This window comes from Nonomuraea sp. NPDC001636, from assembly GCF_040298265.1.
Classification (GTDB): Bacteria; Actinomycetota; Actinomycetes; order Streptosporangiales; family Streptosporangiaceae; genus Nonomuraea.
In genome coordinates, this window is the sequence record NZ_JBEOZT010000028.1 from 145007 (window position 1) to 162823 (window position 17817).

15 protein-coding genes are annotated in these 17817 nt (G+C 72.9%); 12 read left to right on the forward strand and 3 right to left on the reverse strand.

Annotation, left to right across the window (positions count from 1 at the left end; translation table 11 throughout):
- Window positions 1-17 precede the first annotated feature (17 nt).
- Complete coding sequence (locus ABT158_RS39775) at window positions 18-413, reverse strand: RidA family protein (RefSeq protein ID WP_352362696.1); 396 nt, start codon at window positions 411-413, stop codon at window positions 18-20.
- Between the two features lie 103 nt (window positions 414-516).
- Between ABT158_RS39775 and ABT158_RS39780 the strand changes: the two genes are divergently transcribed.
- From ABT158_RS39780 to ABT158_RS39835, 12 genes are all read left to right on the forward strand, one after another.
- Window positions 517-1491: a helix-turn-helix transcriptional regulator gene (locus tag ABT158_RS39780; protein ID WP_352362658.1), complete on the forward strand. Its 975-nt coding sequence runs from the start codon at window positions 517-519 to the stop codon at window positions 1489-1491.
- Between the two features lie 218 nt (window positions 1492-1709).
- A complete protein-coding gene (gene rox / locus ABT158_RS39785; RefSeq protein WP_352362660.1) occupies window positions 1710-3167 on the forward strand; it encodes a rifampin monooxygenase in 1458 nt (485 codons plus the stop codon).
- Between the two features lie 162 nt (window positions 3168-3329).
- On the forward strand, window positions 3330-3836 hold the full coding sequence (locus ABT158_RS39790; protein ID WP_352362662.1) for a pyridoxamine 5'-phosphate oxidase family protein: 507 nt from the start codon (window positions 3330-3332) through the stop codon (window positions 3834-3836).
- A gap of 99 nt (window positions 3837-3935) precedes the next feature.
- Window positions 3936-5783: a S9 family peptidase gene (locus tag ABT158_RS39795; RefSeq protein ID WP_352362664.1), complete on the forward strand. Its 1848-nt coding sequence runs from the start codon at window positions 3936-3938 to the stop codon at window positions 5781-5783.
- Window positions 5747-7060 carry a serine hydrolase domain-containing protein gene (locus ABT158_RS39800; protein WP_352362666.1) on the forward strand — a complete coding sequence of 438 codons (1314 nt, stop codon included), beginning with the start codon at window positions 5747-5749 and terminating at the stop codon, window positions 7058-7060. Before ABT158_RS39795 ends, ABT158_RS39800 begins: the two co-directional genes overlap by 37 nt.
- 9 nt (window positions 7061-7069) lie before the next feature.
- The gene (locus ABT158_RS39805) at window positions 7070-8389 is read left to right on the forward strand and encodes a serine hydrolase domain-containing protein (RefSeq protein WP_352362668.1); all 1320 of its coding nucleotides are present in this window, start codon (window positions 7070-7072) and stop codon (window positions 8387-8389) included.
- Complete coding sequence (locus ABT158_RS39810; RefSeq protein WP_352362670.1) at window positions 8382-9236, forward strand: serine hydrolase; 855 nt, start codon at window positions 8382-8384, stop codon at window positions 9234-9236. Before ABT158_RS39805 ends, ABT158_RS39810 begins: the two co-directional genes overlap by 8 nt.
- A gap of 29 nt (window positions 9237-9265) precedes the next feature.
- Window positions 9266-10849 (forward strand): PucR family transcriptional regulator, encoded by a 1584-nt coding sequence (locus tag ABT158_RS39815; protein WP_352362672.1) that lies wholly within the window; start codon window positions 9266-9268, stop codon window positions 10847-10849.
- Window positions 10850-10945: 96 nt separating this feature from the next.
- Window positions 10946-12523, forward strand: a complete 1578-nt coding sequence (locus tag ABT158_RS39820; RefSeq protein ID WP_352362674.1) for an ABC transporter substrate-binding protein — start codon at window positions 10946-10948, stop codon at window positions 12521-12523.
- Window positions 12524-13453 carry an ABC transporter permease gene (locus ABT158_RS39825; protein WP_352362676.1) on the forward strand — a complete coding sequence of 310 codons (930 nt, stop codon included), beginning with the start codon at window positions 12524-12526 and terminating at the stop codon, window positions 13451-13453.
- A complete protein-coding gene (locus tag ABT158_RS39830) occupies window positions 13453-15252 on the forward strand; it encodes a dipeptide/oligopeptide/nickel ABC transporter permease/ATP-binding protein (RefSeq protein WP_352362678.1) in 1800 nt (599 codons plus the stop codon). The genes ABT158_RS39825 and ABT158_RS39830 overlap by 1 nt, the downstream gene beginning before the upstream one ends.
- Complete coding sequence (locus ABT158_RS39835; RefSeq protein WP_352362680.1) at window positions 15252-15926, forward strand: ABC transporter ATP-binding protein; 675 nt, start codon at window positions 15252-15254, stop codon at window positions 15924-15926. The genes ABT158_RS39830 and ABT158_RS39835 overlap by 1 nt, the downstream gene beginning before the upstream one ends.
- Here ABT158_RS39835 and ABT158_RS39840 read toward each other — a convergent pair.
- Both ABT158_RS39840 and ABT158_RS39845 read right to left on the reverse strand, forming a co-directional pair.
- Window positions 15872-16696 carry a GNAT family N-acetyltransferase gene (locus ABT158_RS39840; RefSeq protein ID WP_352362682.1) on the reverse strand — a complete coding sequence of 275 codons (825 nt, stop codon included), beginning with the start codon at window positions 16694-16696 and terminating at the stop codon, window positions 15872-15874. The two genes, ABT158_RS39835 and ABT158_RS39840, sit on opposite strands and share 55 nt — an antisense overlap.
- Before the next feature lie 100 nt (window positions 16697-16796).
- The gene (locus ABT158_RS39845; RefSeq protein WP_352362684.1) at window positions 16797-17597 is read right to left on the reverse strand and encodes an SDR family NAD(P)-dependent oxidoreductase; all 801 of its coding nucleotides are present in this window, start codon (window positions 17595-17597) and stop codon (window positions 16797-16799) included.
- Window positions 17598-17817: the final 220 nt, after the last annotated feature.

Sequence of the window (17817 nt, forward strand, 5' to 3'; positions counted from 1 at the left end):
AGCGCGGCGCGGTCGCGTCAGGCGACCGCGGTGCCCTCCAGCTCGACCATCAAGGTGGGGATCGCCAGCCGCGTCACGCCGAGCATCGTGGTGGCCGGCGCCGCCCCGGCGGCCCCCAGCCGCGCCGCCAGCACGCCGTAATGCTGGAAGAGCAGGTCCACGTCGGTGGTGTAGACGTTGAGCCGGACGAGGTCCGTCAACGACATGCCGGCCTTCCCGAGGACGGCCTCCAGGTTGTCGAGGCTCAACGCCAGCTGCGCCGCCAGGTCACCGTCATGCCGGGGCGTGCCGTCGTCGCCCGTCGCGGTCTGGCCCGAGCAGTACAGGGTGCGGGTCTGCCCGGAGACCAGCTCGCCCTGGTTGAACCCCATCTCGACCGACCAGGTGACCGGGTTGATCGCCGTTCGTTCCAGTGTCATGTCAGCTCCGTTCGATGTCACGTTCTTCGACGTCATGGTGATCAGCCTCCCAACGAATCACGACATCCTGTGTCGTGTATCTCGATAGGGTTTTCGCATGCGTGCCGACCGCCTGGTCTCCCTGGTGCTGCTGCTTCGGCAGCACGGACGGCTGTCGGCGGCCACCCTCGCCCGCGAGCTGGAGGTGTCCACCCGCACGGTGCTGCGCGACATCGAGGCGCTGTCCGCGGCGGGCGTCCCGGTCTACGCCGAACGCGGCCGGCACGGCGGCTTCGCGTTGCTGCCCGGCTTCCGGACCGAGCTCACCGGCCTCAACCCCGACGAGGCGCTCGCCCTGCTGGTCGCCGGGTCGCGGCGCGGCGCGCAGGCGTTCGGCCTCGGCTCGGCGCTCGCCTCGGCGATGCTCAAGGTGGTCGACGCGCTCCCCGACAACTACCGGGACACCGCGGCCGGGGCGGCCGAGCGGCTGCTCATCGACCCGGAGACCGACCTGCTGTCCCGCCGTCCGGCCGCCGAGGAGGTGCCCGACGCCGTGGCGGCCGAGGTCCTGCGCGCGGTCTTCGCCGGACGCAAGCTGGAGATCCACTACGCGCCCTTCGGCGGGGCGCCCGAGTGGCGGACGGTCGACCCGATCGGCCTGGTCACCATCCGCCACCGGGGCTACCTGCTGGCCACCAGGTCCGGGGCCGACCGCACCTACCGGCTGTCGCGCGTCCAGGCCGCCAGGGCGCTCGCCGAACCCGCGCAGCGGCCCGACCGGGTCGACCTGGACCGGGCCTGGCAGGAGCGCAGCACCCGGTTCCGCACCGGCGGCGACCAGGTCACCGTGCTGGTGCGGACGGCCCCGAGGCGGCGGGAGGAGCTGCTGGGCACCGCGCTGGCCGTCCTCGCCGAGGAGGCCGACGCCGACGGCCTGCTGCGGCTGGAGGTGACGTTCCAGGACGACCGGCACGCCGTCTGGGCGTTGTGGCAGCTCGGCACGGACGCCGAGGCCCTGTCCCCGCAATGGTTGCGCGACTCCCTGCACACCCGCGCGACCGCCCTCGCCACCCGCTACCGGGCGCCGTCCTGAGATCCGGCCGCCTGCCGCCCCGGGGAGCCTGCCGGAAAACCTGTTGGCGGGCCGCGGCGGCCGCTGTTAGTTTGCCGGTGGCCGTGCGAGAGATCGAGGAGGTGGTACCCGTGGACACAGCAACGACATGGGTGCTCCCCTTGGGGGTCACGGTCGGCGACTGAGGCAGGTGTCGCCGGGAGCGCCGCGCCAGCAGGCACTCCCGAAAGGCAACAACCATGCATGCTTCGCAGCCCACCGCAGCGCCCCTCGCCTACGACGTGGTCATCGCCGGGTGCGGGCCGACCGGCGCGATGCTCGCCGCCGAACTGCGGCTGCACGACGTACGGGTCCTCGTCCTGGAGAGGGAGACCGAGCCCAAGTCGTTCGTCCGCATCGTCGGTCTGCACGTTCGCAGCCTCGAACTGATGGCGATGCGCGGCCTGCTGGAGCGCGTGCTCCAGCACGGACGACAGCGTCCGGCCGCCGGTTTCTTCGCCGCCATCGACAAGCCCGCGCCCAAGAGCCTGGATTCCGCGCACGCCTACATGGTGGGCATCCCGCAGCCGGTCATCGAGCGGCTGCTCGAGGAGCACGCGCTCGACCTGGGCGCGCACGTCCGGCGCGGCCACGAGGTGACCGGTCTCGACCAGGACGACGAGGGCGTCACCGTCGAACTGGCCGACGGGGAACGGGTGCGCGCCCGCTACCTCGTCGGCTGCGACGGCGGGCGCAGCACGGTGCGCAAACTGCTCGGCGTCGGCTTCCCGGGCGAACCATCCCGGAACGGGACGCTCATGGGCGAGATGGAGGCGGGCGTACCGCAGGAGGAGATCGCCGCCACGGTGGCCGGGCTGCGCGAGAAGCCTCAGCCGTTCTGGCTCCGGCCCTTCGGCCAGGGGGTCTACAGCGTCGTCGTGCCCGCGGCCGAGCCCGGCGACCGCGCCGAACCGCCCACCCTCGACGAGTTCAGGCGGCAGCTGCGCGCCGTCGCCGGAACAGACTTCGGCGTGCACTCCCCGCGCTGGTTGTCCCGCTTCGGGGACGCCACCCGCCTGGCCGAGCGGTACCGGGCCGGGCGGGTGCTGCTGGCCGGCGACGCGGCGCACATCCACCCGCCCATCGGCGGGCAGGGCCTGAACCTGGGCGTTCAGGACGCCGTCAACCTCGGCTGGAAGCTGGCCGCGCAGATCCGCGGCTGGGCGCCGGACCCGCTCCTGGACACCTACCAGGCCGAACGCCGGCCGGTCGCGGCGGACGTGCTGGACAACACCCGCGCCCAGACGGAGCTGCTGTCCGCCGAACCGGGCCCGCGGGCCGTGCGCAGGCTGCTCACCGAGCTGATGGACTTCGACGAGGTGAACCGCCACCTGATCGAGAAGATCACCGCGATCGGCGTCCGCTACGACTTCGGCGCGGGCCCCGACCTGGTCGGCCGCCGCCTGCGCGACATCGACGTGAAACACGGCCGCCTCTACGACCTGCTGCGCCGCGGCCGCGGCCTGCTGCTGGACCGCACCGAACGCCTGACCCCCGGCGGCTGGTCGGACCGGGTCGACCACCTCGCCGATCCCACGGCGGCCCTCGACGTCCCGTGCGTCCTGCTGCGCCCGGACGGCCACGTCGCCTGGATCGGCGACGACCAGCGGGACCTGGACGGCCACCTGTCCCGCTGGTTCGGCACGCCCGCCGGCTGACGTCCCCGCCATGAACCCGGTGACCGGCGGTTCGGTCCGGTCACCGGGCAGCGGCCGCCTCCGGCGGGCCGGCGCCGAAAATTGTTCGCCGGCGGATGTCGAGAACCCTCAGGCGGCTCCGTCCCAGGGCCGGAACACGAAGACGACCCTGAAGGGACGACCATGCGAACGAACGAGATCACCGAGATCCTGGACCGGCCGATCAGCCGGGAGCTGCTGGCCCGCGACGTGACCCGGCTGGCGTACGTGGCCAAGGACGGCACGCCGCGCAACGTCCCGATCTCGTTCACCTGGAACGGTTCCGAGATCGTCATGTGCACCACGAAGAACGCCCCCAAGCTCGCCGCCCTGCGCGCGAACCCGGCGGTCGCCCTGACGATCGACACCGAGGTGCACCCGCCCAAGATCCTGCTGATCCGCGGCCGCGCCGAACTGGACGTCGTGGACGGCATCCCGGAGGAGTTCCTCCAGATGAACGGCTCGTACAAGATGACGCCCGAGCAGCGGGTCGAGTGGGAGGCCGAGGTCCGCTCGCTCTACGACGGCATGGTCCGGATCGTCGTCACCCCGACGTGGGTGAAGCTGATCGACTTCGAGACGACGCTGCCGAGCGCGGTCGAGGAACTGATCAGGGAGCGGGCCGAGCGGGAGAACATCGCGACACGATAGAAGGGTGGCCCGGGCGCTTTGGCCCCGGGCACAAGGTCTCAGACGCTATTCGTCGTCCACGATGAAGAGGACGGCGGCGACCTGGCCTAGCGTTCGGTCATGCGCCGCCTCTCCCTCGACGACCTGTACGGCCTGGCCGTACCCGGTGATCCACAGCTGCGTCCGGACGGCTCCGCCGTCGCCTACACCCTGACGACGGCGGACCGCGAGTCCGACGCCAACGTGACCGAGATCTGGCTGGCCACCCCGGGCGCCGCCCCGCGCAGGCTGGCGACCGGCGCGGCCCCCCGCTGGTCGCCCGACGGCCGTACCCTCGCCTTCCTGCGCCCGGCCGGCGGGCCGCCGCAGATCCATCTGCTGCCCATGGACGGCGGCGAGCCGCGCGTCCTCACCTCGGCGCCGCTGGGCGCCGGCGTGCCCGTCTGGTCGCCCGACGGCACCCGCATCGCCTACGCCGGGCCGTCCGGCGAGGTGGACGAGAACGCGCCGATCGTCATCGACACGCTGGAGTACAAGGCCGACGGCGCCGGGCTGTTGCGCGGCCTGACCACGCACCTGTTCGTCGTCGACGTCGAGGACGGCGCCTCGGCGCAGGTGACCTCGGGCGACTTCCACGCCGGCGCGCCCGCCTGGGCCCCGGACGGCGGCCTGCTGGCCTTCACCGCCGGCCTGGACCCCGACCGCGACCTGGACATCTGCGGCGGCCTCTACCTGGTCGAGCCCAAGCAGGACGGCGCGCTCGAACGCGCGGGCGGCGACGGCGTGATCTGCGCGGGCGTCTGGTGGCTGGGCGGCCGCTGGGTCGTGGCCGGTTACCGCGGAGTGCCCGAAGGGCACACCCGGCTGTTCGCCCTGGAAGGGGATGACTTCGCCGAGATCGAGACCGGCCTCGACCGCAACGTGATGATCGGCGCGCCCGGCTACCCGGGGGCGACGCCCACGATGAACGGCGACGATCTGCTGTTCTGCGTCCGCGACCGCGGATTCACCCACCTGTACCGGCTGGCCCCCGGCGGCCTCGCCGAGCGGATCGTGGACGCCGACCGGAACGTGGCCGGCGTCAGCGTCGCCGCCGGACGGGTGGCCTACGTCGCCTCCACGCCGCGCAGCGCCGGTGACGTCTACCTCGACGGCGAGGCACTCACCGACCACGCCCCCGAGGGCGTCGAGCTGTTCCAGGCGCGCAGCCGCACCTTCACCGCCCCCGACGGCACGCCGGTCGAGGCGTTCGTGCTGCGCGACGAGACGCTGACCGAGCCGGGCCCGCTGCTGCTGGACATCCACGGCGGCCCGCACAACGCCTGGGCGCCCGTCTTCGACGGCGTGCACCTCTACCACCAGGCGCTCGCCGCCCAGGGCTGGACCGTCCTGCTGGTGAACCCGCGGGCCAGCGACGGGTACGGCGAGGCTTTCTACACCGCCACGGCCGGCGCCTGGGGCCTGTCGGACGAGCACGACTTCCTGACCCCGCTCGACGTCCTGGTCGAGGAGGGCGTCGCCGACCCCGCCCGGCTGGCGGTCACCGGCTACAGCTACGGCGGCTACATGACCTGCTGGCTCACCGGCAGGACCGGGCGCTTCGCCGCCGCCGTCCCCGGCGGGGTCGTGGTCGACCTGCGCAGCATGCTCGGCACCGCCGACCTCGGCTACTTCCTGGCCAAGCACGAGGTCAGGGACGAGTTCGTCGAGCAGTCGCCGATCACGTACGCCGGCGACGTCGTCACCCCGACCCTGATCCTGCACGGCGGGTCGGACGACCGCTGCCCGATCGGCCAGGCCGAGCAGTGGTTCGAGGCGCTGCGCGAGCGCCGGGTGCCGGTCCGCCTGGTCCGGTATCCCGGTGGTTCACACCTGTTCATCCTCAACGGACGGCCTTCACACCGCTTCGACTACAACGAAAGGATCCTCGCGTGGCTGGATCAATGGGTCAGCGTCTCGCCGAACTGATCGAGAAGTACGAGGTCCTGGGCGCGGCGCTCGCCTACCTGCACAACGGGGAGCTGCACGAGTTCGCCGCGGGCGTGCTCAACGTCGACACCGGCGTGGAGGCGACCCCCGACTCCCTGTTCCAGATCGGCTCGGTCTCCAAGGTCTGGACCGCCACCCTGCTCATGCAGCAGGTCGAGCGCGGCCGGCTGACCCTAGACACCCCGGTCGCCGAGCTGCTGCCCGGCTTCCGGGTCGCCGACGCCGAGGTGACCAAGACCGTCACGGTCCGGCACCTGCTGTCGCACACCAGCGGTATCGACGGCGACCTGTTCCTCGACACCGGCCGCGGCGACGACTGCATCCAGAAGTACGTCGAGGCCTGCGCCGACCTGGCGCAGAACCACCCGCTCGGCGCCACCCAGTCCTACTGCAACTCCGGCTTCGTCATCGCCGGGCGCATCCTGGAGGTGCTGGAGGGCAAGACCTGGGACGCGATACTCCGCGAGAACATCTGCGAGCCGCTCGGCCTGACCCACACCTGGACGCTGCCGGAGGACGTGCTGCGCTTCCGCGCCGCGCACGGCCACGTCGAGGACGGCAAGGCGGCCCCGGTGTGGGGCCTCATGCGCTCGTGCGGCCCGGCCGGCCTCATCTGCGCCCGTCCGCGTGACGTGGTCGCCTTCGGGCGCGCCCACCTGGAGGGCGGCCTGCTGGACGACCCGCGGGCGATGTGGGAGCCGCAGGTCGACATCCCCAACCCGCACACCCTGGGCAGGCAGTGGGGCATCGGCTGGATCCTCGACGAGTGGTCCGGCCACCGCGTCATCTCGCACGGCGGCAACACCATCGGCCAGCACGCCATGCTCTGGGTCGTGCCCGACACCGGCACCGTCGTGTGCGTGACCACCAACGGCGGCCACAGCGGCGCCCTCACCCACGCCGTGGCCACCGAGCTGTTCGCCGAGCTCGACGGCCTGGCCGTGCCGCCGGTGCTCGGCCCGCCGGCGACCCCCGTGCAGGTGGACGTCGAGCGGTACGCCGGCGTCTACGAGCGGGTCGGCGCGCGCATGACCGCCACCGTGCACGACGGCGCGCTCAGGCTGCGCGTCGAGTCGACGGGCGCGCTCGCCGCCCTGCAGGAGCCGTTCGACCTCGACCTCGTCGCCGTCGACGACGTCACCTTCGTCGGCCGCCGCGAGGGCGACCCCGACTGGGTCTCGGGCGTGTTCTACCAGCTCGACGACGGCTCGCCCTACTTCCACCTCGGCGTCCGCGCCACCCCCAAGATCGCCTGAGGAGACCGCATGGACCTGCAGAAACGCCTCGACGAAGCGGCCAAGGCCCACGACGTGCCCGGCGCCGCCATCGCGGTGTGGACCGGCGGCCGGCTGCACGAGGCCGCCACGGGCGTCGTCAACCGGAACACCGGCGTGGAGACCACCCCCGACAGCGTCTTCCAGGTCGGCTCCACCACCAAGGTGTGGACGGCCGCGCTGATCATGCAGCTGGCCGAGGAGGGCCTGCTCGACCTGGACGAGGAGATCGGGGCGTACCTGCCCGAGTTCGCCCTGTCCTACGACGCCGTGATCAGCGTCCGGCAGCTGCTGACGCACACCGGCGGGTTCGACGGCGACCTGTTCGAGGACACCGGGCGCGGCGACGACAGCCTCGACAAGTTCGTGGCCTACCTGCACGGCGCGGGCAAGGTGCACGAGCCGGGCGAGCTGTTCTCGTACTGCAACGCCGGCTACTGCGTGCTCGGCGCCATCGTGGCCAGGCTGCGCGGCACGACCTGGGAGCAGGCCATGCGGGAGCACCTGCTGAAGCCGCTCGGCGCCACCCACGCGGCGCTGCTGGCCGAGGAGGCCGTGCTGTTCCGCGCGGCGGCCGGGCACATCGGGCCGGGCAACGACGTCTTCGCCCAGTGGCAGATGCCCCGCTCCAACGCGCCCGCCGGGGCCACCCTGTGCCTGGCCCCGCGCGAGCTGGTGCGGTTCGGCCGCATGTTCGCCGCGGACGGCCTGGCCGAGGACGGCACCAGGGTGCTGTCGGCGGAGAGCGTCGCCGCGATGCGCACCCCGCAGGCCGCGGTGCCGGGCGTGCCCGGCCTGATGGCCGCCAACTGGGGGCTCGGCTTCGAGCTGTTCACCTGGGGCGCCTACGGCCACGACGGCGGCACCCCGGGCCAGAGCACGTTCTGGCGGGTGGCCGACGACGGCTCGTACGCGATCGCGATGAGCGTGAACGGCGGCAACTTCTTCGGCGTCATGAACGACCTGCTCCTGCCGCTGCTCAGGGAGGGCGGGCTGGCGGCCCCCGACCTGCCCGCCCCGCCGGAGCAGCCGCGCGCCGTGGACCCCGCGCCGTACGCCGGCCGGTACGAGGGGCCGCAGCTGGCCTACGAGGTCTCGGCGGCGGGCGACGGCGTCGAGGTCACCCTGATCCCCGGCGCGTTCATGGCCAGCATGGGCCAGCAGGGCACCACCGCCAGGTACGTCCACCTCGCCGAGGACACCTTCATCGCCGAGCAGCCCGAGGAGGGCAGGCACGACACCGTCACGTTCGTCGTGCGGGACGGCGTCGCCACGCACCTGCACAACGGCCGGGCGGTCCCGCGTGTTTGAGCAGGACGCGCGGAAGGTCTTCGCGGCGGCGGGCGTGCGCGGCTTCGTGCACGCCCGCGACCTGGACGGCGAGGCCGAGATCGGCCTCGACCCGGACGCCCCGGTCGTCCTGGCCTCGGTGTTCAAGCTGCCGATCCTGCTGGAGTACGCCAGGCAGGCCGCGGCGGGCGAGGTGGACCGCACCGAACGGCTCACCGTCACCGCGGCGGACAAGGACGGCGGCATCGGCACCTCGGGCTGCGCCGACGACGTGTCGCTGACGCTGCGCGACCTGGCCCACTTCATGATGTCGATGAGCGACAACGCGGCCACCGACGTGCTGCTGCGCCGGGTGGGCCTCGACCGCGTCAACGCCACGCTGGAGGGACTCGGGCTCAGGCGCACCCGTCTGATCGGCGGCTGCGCGACGCTGTTCGAGTCCGTGGTCGAGGAGCTGGGCACCATCGACGTGGCCGGCATCCCCGAGGAGCGGATCAGGGCGCTGGCCGTACGCGATCCGGAACGGACCACCGCGGGCACGCCCCGCGAGATCACCACCCTGCTCGGTCTCGTCTGGCGCGACGAGGCGGGCGCCGCCGAGGCGTGCGCGGAGGTGCGCGACATCATGAGCAGGCAGATCTGGCCGCACCGCCTCTCCTCAGGCTTCCCGGACGAGGTGCGCGTGTCGGCCAAGACCGGCACCCTGTGGGGCGTGCGCAACGAGGCGGGCGTCGTGGAGTACCCCGACGGCGGCCGGTACGCCGTCGCGGTGTTCCTGCACGGCGACGACCTGGCCTTCCGCATCCCGGCCGCGGACGCCGCCATCGGCGCGGCCGCCCGTCTCGCCGTCGAGCACCTGCGCGGCTGATGACGGTCTACGTCGACTATCGTGAGCGGATGAACAGCCGTCCGCGTGCCAGCCTTGAGCGGATCCTGTTCGACCTCGGCAGCACGGTCCTCGACGTGGCCGCCTCGCCCGGTGACCTCGACACCGAGGTCACCGGGGTGCACATCTACGACCCGCTCGACGAGCTGTACGTGCCGCCGGGCGGGCTGCTGCTGGCCGTCGGCGTGCAGGGCGCCACCGCCATCTGCGGCCTGCTCGACGCCGCCCGCGAGGCCAGCGGCATCGTCGTCAAGCTGCCGGTCGACGTCGACGAGCAGGTGCGCAGCAAGGTCCTGGAGACCGGCGTCGCCGTGCTCGGGCTGACCAGGGCCGCGTCCTGGTCGCAGGTCGCCGCGCTGCTGCGCTCCCTGCTGGCCGAGGGCGACCTGGCCATGCCGGAGAAGGGGCCGCAGGGCGATCTGTTCGCGCTGGCCAACGCCGTCTGCGCGCTGCTCGACGCGCCCGTCACCATCGAAGACCGGTCGACCCGCGTCCTGGCCTTCTCCGGCAGGCAGGACGAAGCCGACCCGGGCCGGGTCGAGACCGTGCTCGGCCGTCAGGTGCCCGAGCGGTTCCAGCGCATGCTCGACGAGCGCGGCTTCTTCAAGAAGCTCTACCAGAGCCGCGACCCGATCTACATCGAGCTCGACGGCGACAGCATCAACCGGGCGGCCGTGGCCGTCCGGATCGGGGACGAGATCCTCGGCTCGATCTGGGTCGCCGTGCGCGAGCCGCTCACCCCGCAGCGCGAGCGCGCCCTGGCCGACGCGGCCAAGATCGTGGCGTTGCAGCTGCTGCGCGAGCGCGCCGGGGCCGACACCCAGCGGCGGCTGCGCGCCGACCTGCTGTCCACGGTCCTGGCCGGCGGTTCCGACGCGGCCGACGCCGCGGGCCGGCTCGGCATCGCCACCGAGCGCCTGTGCGTGCTGGCCGCCCAGCTCGCCGACGGCGACGCGGCCGACCCGGCGCGCGCCGAGAGCGACCGGCAACGTTTCTGCGACGCCCTGGCGCTGCACGTCGGCGCCATCCATCCCAAGGCGGCCGCCGCGATGATCGGCTCGGTCGCCTACGCCGTCCTGCCGCTGAGCTCGGGCGGCGACGAGGAGACGCGGGCCGTGCGCGTCGCCGAGTCCTTCCTGGCCCGGGTCGGGCCGCGGCACGCGGCCAACATCGGGGTCGGCCGGCTGGCCGCCAACCTCTCCCAGGTCGCGCGGGCCCGCGCCGACGCCGACCGGGCGCTGCGCGTGCTGCGCGCCCGCGGCCAGGCCGGCCAGGTCGCCGGTTACACGGCCGTGCACTTCGAGTCGCTGCTGCTCCAGGTCTCCGACGTGGTCGCCGCCGAGGAGCAGGTGCCCACCGGCCCGTACGAGCGGCTGCTGGCGCACGACGCCGAGCACGGCAGCGAGCTGGTGGCCACCCTGCGGGCGTATCTCGACGCGTTCGGCGACGTCAACGCCGCCTGCGCGCAGGTCCACGTGCACGCCAACACCTTCCGCTACCGGCTCAAACGGCTCACCGAGATCAGCGGGCTCGACCTGTCCGACCCCGACGCGCGACTCACCGTGATGCTGCAGATGCGGATCTTCGGACGCTAGCACGAGGTCGTCCGCGCTTTTTGTGAAGGGCGACGAAGAAGGTCGGGCCGAGAGGGACGAATGTGGGTCACCACCCCACGCTCTCCTGGAGTCGCCATGAAGAAGACAGCGGTGCTCACCGCGTTGGCCCTGCTAGCAGCCGCGTGCGGCAGCGGCGGAGGTACGGCGGGCGGCACGGGCAAGCCTGTCACGGGCGGCACGTTCACCGCCGCCATCAGCGCGGACCCCGGGGTGCTCGACCCCGCCATGGGCGTGCTCTCGGTCACCAACCAGGTCCTGTCGGTGGCCTACGACACCCTGGTCTCCATCTCCGCGGACGGCAAGATCGTCCCCGCCCTGGCCGAGAAGTGGGACGTCAAGCCCGACCGGGTGACCTACACCCTGCGCAAGAACGTCACCTGCTCCGACGGCTCCACGCTCACCCCGTCCGACGTCGCCGAGAACATCAACCACGTCGCCGACCCCGCCACCAAGTCGCCCATCTACGGGGTGCTCGTACCGGCGGGCATGAAGGCCGAGGCCGACGAGTCCGCCGGCACCGTGACCCTGTCGACGCCCGAGCCGTTCAGCTTCATCCTGGAGAGCTCGCGGCTGCTGTTCATCGTCTGCGGCAAGGCCGTCAAGGACCGTTCGCTCATCGCGCGGGCCACCTCCGGGACCGGCCCGTACCAGCTCACCGAGGCCGTCCCCGGCGACCACTACACCTTCAAGGCGCGCCGGGAGTACACCTGGGGCCCCGAGGGCGGCACCGCCAAGGACATCCCCGAGACGCTCGTGCTCAAGGTGGTGCCGAACGAGCAGACGGCGGCCAACCTGCTGCTCGCCGGCTCGCTCAACGCCGCCACCTTCTTCGGCCCTGACCGCACCCGCCTGGAGGCCAACCCCGCCCTCGGCAAGATCATCGAGTCGCAGGGCAACGGCCAGTTCTTCTACCACCAGGGCGAGGACAGGCCCGGCCACGATCCCGCCGTCCGCAAGGCGCTGACCCAGGCGCTGGACATGAAGGAGCTGGGCGGCATCGCCTCGGGCGGCACCGGCAAGCCGCCCACCGGGCTCGTGGCGCCGCCCCGCCCGTGCCAGGGCGACACCGTCACCGGTCACGTGCCCGCCTTCGACACGGCGGCCGCCACCGCCGCCCTGGACGCGGCCGGCTGGAAGGCCGGGGCCGACGGCATCAGGGAGAAGGACGGCAAGAAGCTCTCCCTGCGCTTCATGTACGCCACCACCAAGGGCCCCGGCATCGTGGCCGCCGCCGAGTACATGGCGGCGGCGTGGAAGAAGATCGGCGTCGACGTGAAGCTCAACGGCGTCATCGACACCAAGCTGTCGGAGTCGCTCAACGCCACCCAGGACTGGGACGTCGTCTGGCTGCCCATCGGCGTCACCCTGCCCTCGCAGCTGGTCGGCTTCCTGTCCGGCCCCGCCGCCCCCAAGGGCGCCAACTTCGCCCACCTGAAGAACGCCGAGTACGAGCGGCTGGTCGCCGAGGCCGGCAAGCTGACCGGCGCCGAGGGCTGCGCCAAGTGGGAGCAGTCGGAGTCGGCCCTGTTCGACAACGCCGACCTGGTGCCCGTGGTGGAGATCAACACGCTGACGTCCACCAAGGGCGCCGCCTTCCGGACCACGGCCGGTCTGTTCCTGCCCTCGACGATCCGCCTCACCCAGGGAGGCTGAGTGTCTGTACGGCGCCTCGTGCGCTTCGTCGTGTCGCTGGCGGTGCTGCTCGTGGCGTCGTTCGCGATGATCCATCTCATCCCCGGCGACCCGGTGCGGGCCTCGCTCGGCCCGGCCGCGCCGGTCGAGCTGGTCAACGCCCGCAAGCAGCTGCTCGGGCTGGACAAGTCGCTGCCCGAGCAGTTCGCCGCCTACGTCGGGCACATCTTCACCGGCGACTTCGGCACCTCGTTCCTGACGGGCGAGCCGGTCGGCGACGTCATCGCCGCCCGGCTGCCCAACACGCTGGGCCTGGCGCTGCTGGCCACCGTGGTGGCGCTGCTGCTGGCCGTGCCGCTCGGCATGTGGGCGGCCATCCGCACGGAGAACGGCAGGAACCGGGGCACCGAGATCACCTTCAGCTCGGTCACCGGCACCGCCGTCGCCGTCCCGGAGTTCCTCTACTCCATCGCGCTGGTGGCGGTCCTGTCGATCGGGCTGGGCCTGTTCCCGCCGGCCGGCAAGGAGGGGGTGATGTCGTACGTCCTGCCGGTGGCCGCGCTGGCGATCGGCCCGATCGCGATGATCGCCCGCATCTCCCGGGTGGAGACCCTGCGCGAGCTCGGCACCGACTACGTGCGGCTGGCCCGGTCGAAACGGCTGCCCGCCGCCCGCCTGCACCTGCGGCACGTGCTGCCCAACACGCTGACCGCGACGCTCACCGTGGGCGGCCTGCTGCTCACCTCGCTGATCGCCGGCAGCGTCCTGGTGGAGTACGTCTTCGCCTGGCCGGGGCTCGGCCTGAAGATCGTCGAGTCGATCACGCAGAAGGACTATCCCGTCGCCCAGGGCGTCATCCTCGTCTACGGCGCGATCGTGCTCGTCGTGAACCTCGCCGTCGATCTGATCCTGGGCGCGCTCGACCCCACCTCCAAGATCAAGGAAAACTGATGCGTTTGCGCACCCCGGCCGCCGTCGCCGGAGCCGTGCTGGTCACGCTCATGGTGGTCCTGGCCGTCGTCGGCCCGCCGATCTGGGGCGCGACGGCGGAGAAGATCGACGCGGGCGCCATCCTGCAGGGCTCCTCGGCCGCCCATCCGCTCGGCACCGACAACCTGGGACGCGACCTGCTGGCCAGGGTCCTGGTCGCGGGCCGGTTCTCCCTCCTGCTCGCGCTGGCGGCCACACTCTTCGGCGCGGCCGTCGGCACCGTGCTCGGCGCGCTGCCCTCGGTGCTGCCGCCGCGCGGCGCCCGCTTCGTCACCGGCGCCGTCAACGCGCTCGTCGCCTTCCCCGGCCTGCTGCTGGCCATGTTCACGGCGGTGGTCGCCGGGCTCGGGGCCAAGGGCGCGGTGCTCGGCATCGGCGTGGCCATCGCCCCCGGCTTCGCCCGGCTCACCCAGACGCTGGCCGCGACCGTCGCGGGCGCCGACTACGTCGCGGCCGCCCGGATGCTCGGCGTGCCGCGCATGCGCGTCCTGACCAGGCACGTGCTGCCCAACATCGCCGAGCCGCTCATCCTCAACCTCACCCAGGCGCTCGGCGGCGCGCTGCTGGGCCTGGCCGGGATGTCGTTCCTGGGCCTCGGCGTGCAGCCGCCCGCCTTCGACTGGGGGCGGCTGCTGTTCGACGGGTTCGGCCGCATCTACGTCACGCCCGAGGTGGCGCTGGGGCCCGCCCTGGCGGTCGCGCTGGCCGGCATCGGCTTCAACCTGCTGGGGGACGCGCTGGCCAAGGCCGCCGCCCGCACCGCCGTGCACACGCGCGAGGCCAGGCCTGCCGCGCCGCCCGCCCCCGGCGAGCCGGACCCCGAGGCGGTGCTGGAGGTCAAGGACCTGACGGTGACCTTCCCCGGCGGCGTCACGCCGGTGCGCGGGGTGTCGCTGACCGTCGCGCCCGGGCAGATCGCCGGGCTGGTGGGGGAGTCGGGCAGCGGCAAGAGCCTCACCGCCGCCGCGATCGGCGGGCTGGTGCCGTACCCGGGCGTGGTGACGGCGGGCAGGCTGGCGCTGGCCGGCCAGGAGATCTCCGAGATGTCGCCCAAGGAGCTCGGAACCGCGCTCGCCATGGTCTTCCAGGACCCGATGGCCTCGCTCAACCCCGCGCTGAAGGTCGGCGGCCAGCTGGCCGAGGTCGCGATCGTGCACCAGGGCGCCGGCAAGGCGGAGGCCCACCGGCGCGCCGTCGACCGGCTCGGCCACGTGCACCTGCCCGCGCCCGAACGGGTGGCGCGCCGGCACCCGCATGAGCTGTCCGGCGGCATGCGGCAGCGCGCCGTCATCGCCATGGGCCTCATGGGCACCCCCAGGCTGCTCATCGCCGACGAGCCCACCACCGCCCTCGACGTGACGGTGCAGCGGCAGATACTCAAGCTGCTGCGCGAGGTCACCGACGAGACCGGCGCGGCGGCCCTGTTCATCTCCCACGACATCGCCGTCGTCGGCGAGCTGTGCGACGTGGTCGTCGTCATGTACGCCGGCCGCGTCGTCGAGCAGCTTCCGGTCGAACTGCTGGCCACCGGCGCCGCGCACCCCTACACGCGGGCGCTCATCGACTCGCTGCCCGACATGGACACCGACAGGTCGCTGCCGCTGGCCAGCATCCCCGGCCGTCAGCCCGCGCCCTCCGACGTGGGCGACGGCTGCGCCTTCGCCGCCCGCTGCGAGCTGGCCACGGCCCGCTGCGCCGGCGAGCGTCCCCCTTTGACGTCGTACGGCAAGGCGCACCAGGTCGCCTGCTGGGAGGTCTGATGATCATCGAGAACCTGACGGTGCGGTTCGGCTCGTTCACCGCCGTCGACGACATCACCCTGGAGGTGCCGAGCGGGTCCATCGTCGGGCTGGTCGGCGAGTCGGGGTCGGGCAAGTCGTCGGTGGCCAGGGCGGTGAGCGGCCTGGTGCCGCACACCGGCACCATCACCGGCGCCAGCCGCGTCCAGATGGTCTTCCAGGACCCCTACGCCTCGCTCGACCCCCGGATGAAGGTCGGGGCGTCCATCGCCGAGGGCTGCGGCAAGGGCTCGGTCGAGCGGCTGCTGTCGCTCGTCTCCCTGCCGCCCGAGGTGGCCACGCGTTACCCGCGCGAGCTGTCAGGCGGCATGCGTCAGCGCGTGGCCATCGCCAGGGCGCTGGGCGCCGAGCCCGACCTGCTGGTCGCCGACGAGATCACCAGCGCCCTGGACGTGTCCGTCCAGGGCTCGGTGCTGAACCTCGTGCGCAGGCTGCGCGACGAGCTGGGCCTGTCGATGTTGTTCATCTCGCACAACCTGGCCGTGGTGCGCTACGTCTCCGACGTGGTCGCGGTGCTGCACCAGGGGCGCATCGTGGAGCTGGGGCCGACCGAGGAAGTGGTCGGCGCCCCCGCCCACGACTACACCCGGTCGCTGCTGGAGGCCGTGCCCAGGCTGGGCCGCTCCACCACGTAGAACGCCTTGTCGTGGAAGGCGGTCACCACGCCGCCTTCCACGAGCAGGCCGCCCAGGACCTCCCGGACGGCCAGCCGCCACGCCTTGGCGGCTCCGGGGTCCGCGACGCGCAGCGCCTCGATGTCCTCCGGCAGCGCCACGAGCAGGGTGGCGGCGTCGCTGTCACGCGTCACCGGCCGTCCGTCCTCGTCGGCCAGCACGATCGCGGCGTCCGGCGGGAGGGGCCGCCGGCCGGGCTCGCCCCGTACCAGGGCCGCCACGTGCGGCGCCGACAACGACCAGGAAGCCAGCACGCGGTCGGAGTCGCTGCCCTGGTTGATGGCGTCGGTCATGACGCCGTAGAAGCTCGGCAGGTACTCCTCGGGACGGGCGCCCAGCTTGGCCAGGTTGAAGTGGGCGTTCCTGCGCACCAGCGGATCGTAGGTCCAGGTGATGCGGTCGATGCCGCGCTCCAGGGCCCAGCGGCGCTGGTGCAGCTTCAGCTCGAAGCCGATGCCGTGGCCGCCGGCCGCGCCGGTGATGTGGGAGTGCAACGTGTTGCCCGCCCCGAAGAAGCCGACGGAGGCGCCCACCAGGCGGCCCGCGTCGTCGTACGCGCCGGCCACGTAGTTGCCCGCGTGCGACATCGCTCGCATCAGCTCGACCGTGATCGGCCGGCTGTCCGGGTCGAAGTGCCAGATCCCGTCGAACAGCTCACTGACCTGCTCGAACTCCGCGATCCCATGGAGTTCCCTGATCGCGATCAACGTGCCGGCCCTCCGAATGCTCAAGTGTCACGGTGACGCTACGGCACTGTGCGGCGGGACCGAATCGTGCGGGACACCAAAGAGCACCCCGGGCTTCGTGGGATCAGACAGCGGCCGGACGCCTTCAGTGGGCGGTCCAGCCTCCGTCGACCGGCAGCACGGCGCCGGTGAGGTAGGAGGCCGCCGGACCGGCCAGCAGCACCGCCGCGCCGACGAGTTCGCCCGGGTCGGCCCAGCGCCTCATGGGGACCTGGTGGTCGAGGAACTCCCGCACGTGCGGGTCGTCCTCGACGCCCTCGTTCAGCGGGGTGCGGAAGGGGCCGGGGGCCAGGGCGTTGACGCAGATGCCGGTGCCCGCCAGCTCGACGGCGAGGCTGCGGGTGAGCTGGACGACCGCGCCCTTGCTGGCCGCGTAGCCCGCCCTGCCCGCGGCGCCGACGAGCCCGAGAGCGCTGGCCAGGGTGACGATGCGGCCGTACCCGGCCTCGCGCATCACCGGCACGGCGGCCTGGCAGGCGAGGAAGGTGCCGACGACGTTGACGTCGAGGCAGCGGCGCAGCGTGGCGGCGTCGAGGGTCGCCAGTTCGCCGCGGGCCTGGATCCCGGCGCTGGTCACGAGCACGTCCAGGCGGCCGTGCGCGGCGACGACGTCCCGCACGAGAGCCTGGACCGCGTGCTCGTCGGTGACGTCGCAGGCCATGCCCGTGGCGGCGACGCCGGTCGCGGCGGTGATCTCGGCCGCCGCCTCCCGGCACGCCGCCAACCGCCGGCCGGCCGGCACCACCGTGCAGCCGGCGGAGGCCAGCCCCTGCGCGATGGCCCGGCCGAGCCCCGCCGAGCCACCCGTGACGATCGCCACCTGCCCGGCCAGGGAGGCGGACCCCGCGTGTACGGACCGGCCGGCTGTGTCTTCCTGGGACGTCATGTGGCTCCTCCTCGCAGAAAGGGTTCCGTTTGCGGAACATTAGCGCGAGCCGCCGGACGAACCGCGACCGGCTGCCGGGCCGTGACCGTCCATGATGACGCGGCCCGCCCACGAGCGGCTGCGCCGGGCCTGACGTGCAGGGGGCCGCCTCCCGCGCGCTGCGCGGGAGGCGGGGCGGCCGGGGCCGGGGGGGCGGGTAACCCCCCCCCCGCGGGGAGGT

Coding starts and splice junctions, on each gene's coding strand:
- ABT158_RS39845 (WP_352362684.1), bottom strand. CDS start 17,597: ATGACGTCCCAGGAAGACACAGCCGGCCGGTCCGTACACGCGGGGTCC.
- ABT158_RS39790 (WP_352362662.1), top strand. CDS start 3,330: ATGCGAACGAACGAGATCACCGAGATCCTGGACCGGCCGATCAGCCGG.
- ABT158_RS39780 (WP_352362658.1), top strand. CDS start 517: ATGCGTGCCGACCGCCTGGTCTCCCTGGTGCTGCTGCTTCGGCAGCAC.
- ABT158_RS39795 (WP_352362664.1), top strand. CDS start 3,936: ATGCGCCGCCTCTCCCTCGACGACCTGTACGGCCTGGCCGTACCCGGT.
- ABT158_RS39815 (WP_352362672.1), top strand. CDS start 9,266: ATGAACAGCCGTCCGCGTGCCAGCCTTGAGCGGATCCTGTTCGACCTC.
- ABT158_RS39835 (WP_352362680.1), top strand. CDS start 15,252: ATGATCATCGAGAACCTGACGGTGCGGTTCGGCTCGTTCACCGCCGTC.
- ABT158_RS39820 (WP_352362674.1), top strand. CDS start 10,946: ATGAAGAAGACAGCGGTGCTCACCGCGTTGGCCCTGCTAGCAGCCGCG.
- rox (WP_352362660.1), top strand. CDS start 1,710: ATGCATGCTTCGCAGCCCACCGCAGCGCCCCTCGCCTACGACGTGGTC.
- ABT158_RS39805 (WP_352362668.1), top strand. CDS start 7,070: ATGGACCTGCAGAAACGCCTCGACGAAGCGGCCAAGGCCCACGACGTG.
- ABT158_RS39830 (WP_352362678.1), top strand. CDS start 13,453: ATGCGTTTGCGCACCCCGGCCGCCGTCGCCGGAGCCGTGCTGGTCACG.